Below are 6,663 nucleotides of genomic sequence, written 5' to 3' on the forward strand. Positions count from 1 at the left end.
GACGCCGTACATCCGGCCGAGGAACCAGCCGCACAGCGCGTAGTGCCGCTCGCGCGCGGTCTCGGCGTCGCCGCCGGCCGACCACAGCGCGAGGGCGGCGCAGAGCACGACGCACTCCATCACCGGCCACGACACCGCGACGACCGTCACCCGCGCGACGCGCCGGCGGCCGCGCGAGGCCACCAGGCCGAGGAGCAGGAGCGGCGGGCCCACCGCGACGGCGACGGCCGTGACCACCACCAGCAGCGGAATGAGGACCAGTCGCCGGACGAACCGTGGCGGGATCACGAGTCCGCGCTCCGCCGCTCAGTCACCCGCGAGATACGCGCTGGTCGCGCGGTACGCCCGCTCGATGTTCGCCGCGACCCGCGAGGCGTCGCGGTAGCGCAGCTGCGAGAGCCCGCCGCCCTCCCCGGTCGCCCCGGTGGGCAGCACGTGGACGGTCACGTCGTCGGGCAGCTCCGCCAGCTCCTCGGCGAACCGGTGCCGCCGCGCGATCTCGAAGGCGACCAGGCCGACCTGCCAGGGCCGGCTCGGCCTGGTGAGCGGGGTCTCGATGCGGCCGACCTGCAGGACGTAGATCGTCCGGGCGCCCTGCCGCAGCGCGCGGCCGATCGGGATGCTGTGCACGAGCCCGCCGTCGTAGAAGTGCTCGTCCCCGATCCGCACCGGCGGAAGGACGCCGGGCACCGCACAGGACGCGAGCACCGCGGGAACCAGCGGTCCCTTGGTGAACCACCGGGCCTCGGCCCGCTCGATGTTGGCCGCCACGCAGTGGAACGGCACCGCCAGGTCCTCGATCCGGTCGACCGAGATGAGCGTGTCGAGCGCCGTGGCCAGGAGGCTCGTGGAGTGCAGGTGAGTGCCGGACCGGATGAGCGTCGACACGCGGGTGAGAAAGGAGCCGGAGAAGACCGAGCCGGCGCCGTCGCCCTGCCACGCGGTGGTCAGCATCTCGGCCGCACCCGCCGGGTCGGCGGCCACGAACGCCCCGTTGAACGCGCCCACCGAGGTGCCGACGACGAGGTCGGGCCGGATGCCCGCCTCGCCGAGCGCGCGCAACATGCCCACCTCATGGGCGCCGAGCAGGCCACCGCCGCCCAGCACGAACGCCGTTTTAGGACTTTCCACATCGTCTCCCGTCGAACGACCGCAGCTTGCTCCTCTTACCCAATCGGGACGATCACTCACCGGCTCGCCCGGCCCGGCTCACCCTCGCCGGGCCAGCTCGGAGTGGTAGTCGCGGCCGATCCGATCGGCGTTCTCGTGCAGGTAGCCCGTCAGCGGGGTCGGGCAGGTGGCCTCGCCCTCGACCATGACGAGTTCGGCCATCAGCCCGTCGATCTCGTCGCGGGTCAGCACGACGTCCCTGGTCAGCAGCGACAGTCCGCGCAGGAGCAGGGCGACGGCCGCCGGCGGGAGATGAACGGGCCGGAACCGCCGGCCGATCGCGCCGGCGATGGTGCCGACCAGGTCCTCGAAGGTGAACCACTCGGGCCCGACCGCGTCCACCACCGTGTCGTTCTCCCCCGCCCCGAGCCGGACGCACAGCTCGGCGAGGTCCTCGACGTACACCGGGCGCAGCCGGTAGCGGCCGTCACCCGGGATGCCGAACACGCCGAACCGGCGCAGCAGCCAGGCGATGTTGTTGAGCAGGATGTCCGCTCCACCGAAGATGACGCCCGGCCGGACGACGGCGTACGTCATGCCGCTGCCGGCGATGAGGTCCTCCACCTCGGCCTTGCCGCGGTAGTAGGCGTAGAAGGAGTCGGCGTCCGGGTTGGTGATGCTGAGGTGGACGACCCGCTCGACGCCCATCCGTACGGCGGCCGCCAGCAGCGCGGCCGTGTTGGCGACGGCCTGCCGATGGCTGGTGCCGCCCGGCGCGTACCGCGCCCAGTACGTGTTGTAGAAGGTGGTGACGCCCGCGAACGCATCGTCGAGCGCGCCCGGGTCGTCGAAGCGGTAGGGGAACACCGCGATGTCCGCGTCGGCCGGTGCGTGGCCCGTCAGCGTACGGACCGTGTGGCCCGCGCTCTCCAGGCTCCGTCTGAGATAGGTTCCGGTGTACCCGTACGCCCCGGTCACAAGGTCGGTCGGCATGACGTCACCCTTTCTCACCGCAGGAGTCGCGTCCATGGAAATCATACATACGTATGAGTGAACGCCAGGCGACCACGCGCGCCCGCCTGCTGCGGGCCACGCTGGAGGTGCTCGGCCGCGAAGGCGTCGCGCGGACGACCTCACGGGAGATCGCCGCCACGGCCGGGGTGAACCTCCAGGCGATCACGTACCACTTCGGCTCCAAGGACGAGCTGGTCGCCCAGGCCCTGGTCGACGCCGTGCGTACCTGGATCGAGCCCGCGCGTACGGCGCTGACCGGCATCGCGGGCGACCCGCTGGGCGGCCTGTTCGCCACGGTCACGACGTTGCGGGAGGCGCTCGACGAGGCGCACGAGCACGTCCCGGCCTACCTGGAGGCGCTGGCGACCGCGACACGCGACGAGGCGGTCCGCGCCCCGATCGTGGCGCTGCTGGCCGAGCTGCGGGAGGCCCTCGCCGCGAGCATCGGCGAGCTGCGCGACGCCGGGCTCATCGCCTCGTGGGTGGAACCGGAGGCGATGGCCGCCCTCATCGTCGCGGCCGGCGACGGCTTCGTGCTGCACACGGCGCTCGACCCGGACGCGCACTCCCCCGGCGCGACACTGGACCAGGTCACCCGGCTGCTGCTGGCGGCGATGCGAGACGCGCCGGCGTGACCGCAGGGCCCCGCCGCCCCGCGGAACCGGCCCGCTCCCCCGTCGACCGGGGAAGCGGGCTCAGGGGTGCCGTCCGATCCGGCGTCCGCCTTCAGTGGTCGCAGGCGGACCTGATCCGATCGCCGGCACTCATGAGGCTGGTACCGGTGTTGGGGTACTGGTACTGCGGTCCGCCACGGTCGCCCCGGTCCGTCGCCGTCAGCTGCTGGCTGAGCTGCTCGAGCGCGGAGGCGGCGTCGTTGGCCGCGCTCTCGACATCGCTGTCGCCGGAGTCCCGCCCTTCCTGCCTCATCGCGGTGGCGCTGTTGTAGTAAGTGCGAGCCAGCCCGTTCGGATCATTGTTCTGGGAAATGCCACTCTGGCTCACCTGCGAAATCGTGTCCTGAAGCTTGTCGCAAGCGGCTTTCTTGTCGTCGTTGCCGCACGCGGCCGCGGACGTTGCCAGCGTCGCGGCGAGAGCGCACGCCCCGGCGATTCGTATCGGTGTTCTTTGCACTGAACTCGACTCCTTTCGGGGGCCGGCGACGGGCTACCGCCGCCCGCCGTAATGCCGTGTCAAGATCTTTCGTTCGCCTCCTTCGGCTTGGAAACATCATGCATCACTCTACGTGTTCGTCCCATCACTTTCGGGTTAGGTCTCAGGACCGGTGAATCCATGCCCTTCAGAAAGGACTGACCTGCGGAAATGCGAAATCCATCGAGCCGAATACCGGCCGGTCACACTGAATTGATCACTCCGCGGCCACGCGAAGGGCCTCCGACGCGACCTTTTGCCCACCCGACCGGCGGTCACGGCGCGGCGACACAGGCCGAGGTGCCGCGCCATCGCCGCGTGAGCGCGTCCGGGAGGCGGGCCTCGTGTGCCCGGGTTCGCGGAGTAGGCGATCGCTCACCGTTCGCTGGGTACGGAGGAACTCTATGGACATCGATCTGAGCGGACGCACCGCCCTCGTCAGTGGGTCGACCAAGGGGATCGGCCGGGCCATCGCCGCCCGGCTGGGCCGTGCCGGTGCCGCCGTGGTGGTCAACGGCCGGAACGCCGATCAGGTGGCCGCGACCGTACGCGACCTCGCCGGCAACGCGGGCCCCATCCGGGGCATCGCCGCGGACCTGGCGTCCGCCGAGGGCGCGGCCCGGCTGTTCGACGAACTCCCCAAGGTCGACATCCTCGTCAACAACCTCGGCATCTTCGGGCCACGGCCCGTACTCGAGATCGACGACGACGAGTGGCGGCGCTACTTCGAGGTCAACGTCCTGTCCGGCGTTCGGCTCACGCGCCACTACCTGCCGAAGATGACCGAGCAGGGCTGGGGGCGCGTGCAGTTCATCGCGAGCGACTCGGCGATCGTCATCCCGGACGAGATGGTGCACTACGGCATGACGAAAACGGCGCTGCTGGCGGTGTCACGCGGGTACGCGAAGGCCGCCAAGGGCACCGGGGTCACCGTCAACGCCGTCATCGCCGGGCCGACGCACACGGAGGGCGTGGAGGACTTCGTCGCCGAGCTCGTGGGCGCCGACCTGCCGTGGGACGAGGCGCAGCGGCGCTTCATGGCCGAGCACCGGCCGAACTCCCTGATCCAGCGCTTCATCGAGCCGGAAGAGATCGCCGACATGGTCGTGTACCTCAGCTCGGAGAACGCCTCGGCCACGACGGGCGGTGCCCTCCGGGTGGACGGCGGCTACGTGGACGGCATCCTGCCCTGAGCGGCCCGGGGCGTACGCGGCCGTCGACGCGCTCCCGCGGAAGACCGGGGTGACCGTCGTGGCGGGCGCGCTCCGCGGAGGGAGAGTTCCGGGCACGGAACGGCCGGTGAACGCGCACTCCGGCGCCGGGATCGGCCACCGCGCCCTCGCCGAGCGGCAGAGCGGCGCGGTGCCGAGCCGGGCCCCCTCGGACCGATGGCGCATGAGGCCCGGCAGCGACGTCGCCGCGCATCCTGGGCGATTCGCGCGTGGATCCGGCAACGGTCGTCCGGCCGTCTCACGGCTTGATCTGTGCCCGGTACTGATCCTCACCAGCGGTGGCAAAAACGCGCGTCCGGGTCTCCACGCAGGCCGGACGCGCGTGATGACGTCTCTCCGAACACCAGAACTCGGAGGACCCTTTCATGATCAAGTCTCTGGCCGGATACGCGGTCACGGCCGCCGCGCTCGCGACCGGCGGCGGCCTCACTCTCGTCGCCGCGCAGGCGCCCGCGTACGCGGGCGGCTTTTCCACGGTCTACTCCTGCGACGTCCCGATGCTGGGATCGACGGCCGTCGTCCTCGACGGCTGGCTCTCCTCACCGGGCCAGACGGCGGTCACCCGGCCGACCGGCGTCCGGCTGCACCTCTCGCGGCTCGCCGTCAACGCCCCGGTGCCCATCGGCTCGTGGACCGCCTCGGCGTGGATCAACGTCGGCGGTGCGGAGAACACCGCGTTCCGCGTGGCCGGTTCCGGCGGTTACGTGCCGGTGGGCGAGCCGATCCGCGGTGACCTCACCGGCGACTGGACGCCGGCCGTCAGCGGCACTCACCTGCTCAGCGTCGGCCGCCTCAAGATCACCACGAGCAGCCCGGCCATCGGCACGGTGACGGCCCGCTGCATGCCGAACGACCGTCCGGTGGCCGAGACCCTGGCGGTCCTGCCGTCGTACCAGCCCGGCTGGAGCGGCCCGATCGTGCCGCCGTACGCGGGCTGGGCACGTCCCGTCGCGCCGTACCAGCCCGGTTGGAGGGGCCCGCTCGCGTGATGCCCCACCAGGGCCCGGCCCCCGTCCGTGGGCCGGGCCCTGGTCGTCCGCGAGACCGGTGGGCATCCGGCCGATCGATCGCGGCGTTCCGAGCGTCGAAGAGAGACGTACCGCAGAAACAGATCCGGGTTTTCCGGCATGTCCGGACCGGCGTTCCGCGGAGTACGGTCATAACTCGGCGCGAAGAGATGAGCTGCGGTGGACGGTCAACGACGTGCGGGCGCGAGGACACCGTTGCGGCCCGGCGATCCCGAGCGGGTGGGTCCGTACACGCTGCTCGCCCGGATCGGCGAAGGCGGCATGGGCGCCGTCTACCTCGGGCGCGGCCCGGACGGGCGCCAGGTGGCGGTCAAGGTCGTACGCCCGGAGCTGGCGCAGGACGCCGGGTTCGTCGCGCGCTTCCAGGACGAGGTGACCAACGCCCGGCGGGTCGCCTCGTTCTGCACCGCCCAGGTGCTCGACCACGGCGAGTCCGGCGGCCTCGCGTACATGGTGACGGAGTACATCGACGGGATCTCGCTCAAGGACTACGTCAAGCAGAACGGCGAGCTGTCTCCCGGCATGCTGCACGGTGTGGCGGTCGGGGTGGCCGCCGCGCTGGTCGCCATCCACGCGGCCGGGCTGATCCACCGCGACCTCAAGCCCGCGAACGTCATGCTGTCCTTCTCCGGGCCCCGCGTCATCGACTTCGGCATCGCGCAGGCGCTCGACGCCGCCTCCGGGCTCACGATGACGGGCCAGCTCGTCGGCAGTCCGGGCTGGATGGCGCCGGAGCGCATCCTGCGGCAGCAGGTGACGACCGCGGCCGACGTCTTCTCGTGGGGATGCCTCGTCGCGTTCGCCCGCACCGGCGTCAACCCCTTCGGCACCGGCGACTTCTCGGTCATGTCGGCCCGGCTGCTGCACGGCGACCCGCAGATCGGCGACCTGCCCGCTCCCCTGGACCGGCTCGTACGGGCGGCGCTGGACAAGGACCCGCGCAACCGGCCGACCGCACAGGATCTGCTGCTGGCGCTGGTCGGCGGTGAGACCGGCGAGAGCGGTGAGGCCGCGGTGCTGGGCACGCTGACGGCCTGGCAGGCGCCGGTGCCGCTCTCCGGCCCGCCGACCGGACCCGGCGCACCCGACATGCCCGACGTGCCCGGCGTGCCCGGCGTGCCCGGTGTGCC

The 6,663-nt window shown here is 71.8% G+C and carries 7 protein-coding genes and 1 pseudogene; 4 read left to right on the forward strand and 4 right to left on the reverse strand.

The genetic code is table 11. The features are described 5' to 3' along the window. The 3 genes and pseudogenes from ACFFNX_RS37865 to ACFFNX_RS37875 all read right to left on the reverse strand — a co-directional run. Window positions 1–288: pseudogene (locus tag ACFFNX_RS37865) on the reverse strand (1-acyl-sn-glycerol-3-phosphate acyltransferase); the annotation flags it as partial. A gap of 18 nt (window positions 289–306) precedes the next feature. Then, on the reverse strand, window positions 307–1,131 hold the full coding sequence (locus tag ACFFNX_RS37870; protein ID WP_378210887.1) for a patatin-like phospholipase family protein: 825 nt from the start codon (window positions 1,129–1,131) through the stop codon (window positions 307–309). Window positions 1,132–1,209: 78 nt separating this feature from the next. Next, window positions 1,210–2,103 carry an SDR family oxidoreductase gene (locus ACFFNX_RS37875; RefSeq protein WP_378210888.1) on the reverse strand — a complete coding sequence of 298 codons (894 nt, stop codon included), beginning with the start codon at window positions 2,101–2,103 and terminating at the stop codon, window positions 1,210–1,212. Window positions 2,104–2,156: 53 nt separating this feature from the next. Here ACFFNX_RS37875 and ACFFNX_RS37880 point away from each other — a divergent pair, with 53 nt between their 5' ends. Continuing rightward, window positions 2,157–2,759 carry a TetR/AcrR family transcriptional regulator gene (locus ACFFNX_RS37880; protein WP_378210889.1) on the forward strand — a complete coding sequence of 201 codons (603 nt, stop codon included), beginning with the start codon at window positions 2,157–2,159 and terminating at the stop codon, window positions 2,757–2,759. Between the two features lie 91 nt (window positions 2,760–2,850). Here ACFFNX_RS37880 and ACFFNX_RS37885 read toward each other — a convergent pair whose 3' ends face one another. Then, window positions 2,851–3,255 carry a hypothetical protein gene (locus ACFFNX_RS37885; protein ID WP_378210890.1) on the reverse strand — a complete coding sequence of 135 codons (405 nt, stop codon included), beginning with the start codon at window positions 3,253–3,255 and terminating at the stop codon, window positions 2,851–2,853. A gap of 422 nt (window positions 3,256–3,677) precedes the next feature. Here ACFFNX_RS37885 and ACFFNX_RS37890 point away from each other — a divergent pair, with 422 nt between their 5' ends. The 3 genes from ACFFNX_RS37890 to ACFFNX_RS37900 form a co-directional block, all read left to right on the forward strand. Next, window positions 3,678–4,466, forward strand: a complete 789-nt coding sequence (locus ACFFNX_RS37890; protein WP_378210891.1) for an SDR family NAD(P)-dependent oxidoreductase — start codon at window positions 3,678–3,680, stop codon at window positions 4,464–4,466. 404 nt (window positions 4,467–4,870) lie between these two features. Then, window positions 4,871–5,494, forward strand: coding sequence for a hypothetical protein (locus ACFFNX_RS37895; RefSeq protein WP_378210892.1), 624 nt, complete (start codon window positions 4,871–4,873; stop codon window positions 5,492–5,494). A 198-nt stretch (window positions 5,495–5,692) separates the two neighbouring features. Next, the coding region (locus ACFFNX_RS37900; protein ID WP_378210893.1) for a serine/threonine-protein kinase at window positions 5,693–6,663 on the forward strand (971 nt) is incomplete at its 3' end.

Origin of the sequence: Actinoallomurus acaciae (assembly GCF_042429965.1) — a bacterium.
GTDB classification, from domain to species: Bacteria; Actinomycetota; Actinomycetes; order Streptosporangiales; family Streptosporangiaceae; genus Actinoallomurus; species Actinoallomurus acaciae.

What these genes read in the sequence shown, in the direction of transcription:
- ACFFNX_RS37875 (WP_378210888.1), bottom strand. Translation starts at nt 2,103, where the DNA reads ATGCCGACCGACCTTGTGACCGGGGCGTACGGGTACACCGGAACCTAT.
- ACFFNX_RS37880 (WP_378210889.1), top strand. Translation starts at nt 2,157, where the DNA reads ATGAGTGAACGCCAGGCGACCACGCGCGCCCGCCTGCTGCGGGCCACG.
- ACFFNX_RS37890 (WP_378210891.1), top strand. Translation starts at nt 3,678, where the DNA reads ATGGACATCGATCTGAGCGGACGCACCGCCCTCGTCAGTGGGTCGACC.
- ACFFNX_RS37895 (WP_378210892.1), top strand. Translation starts at nt 4,871, where the DNA reads ATGATCAAGTCTCTGGCCGGATACGCGGTCACGGCCGCCGCGCTCGCG.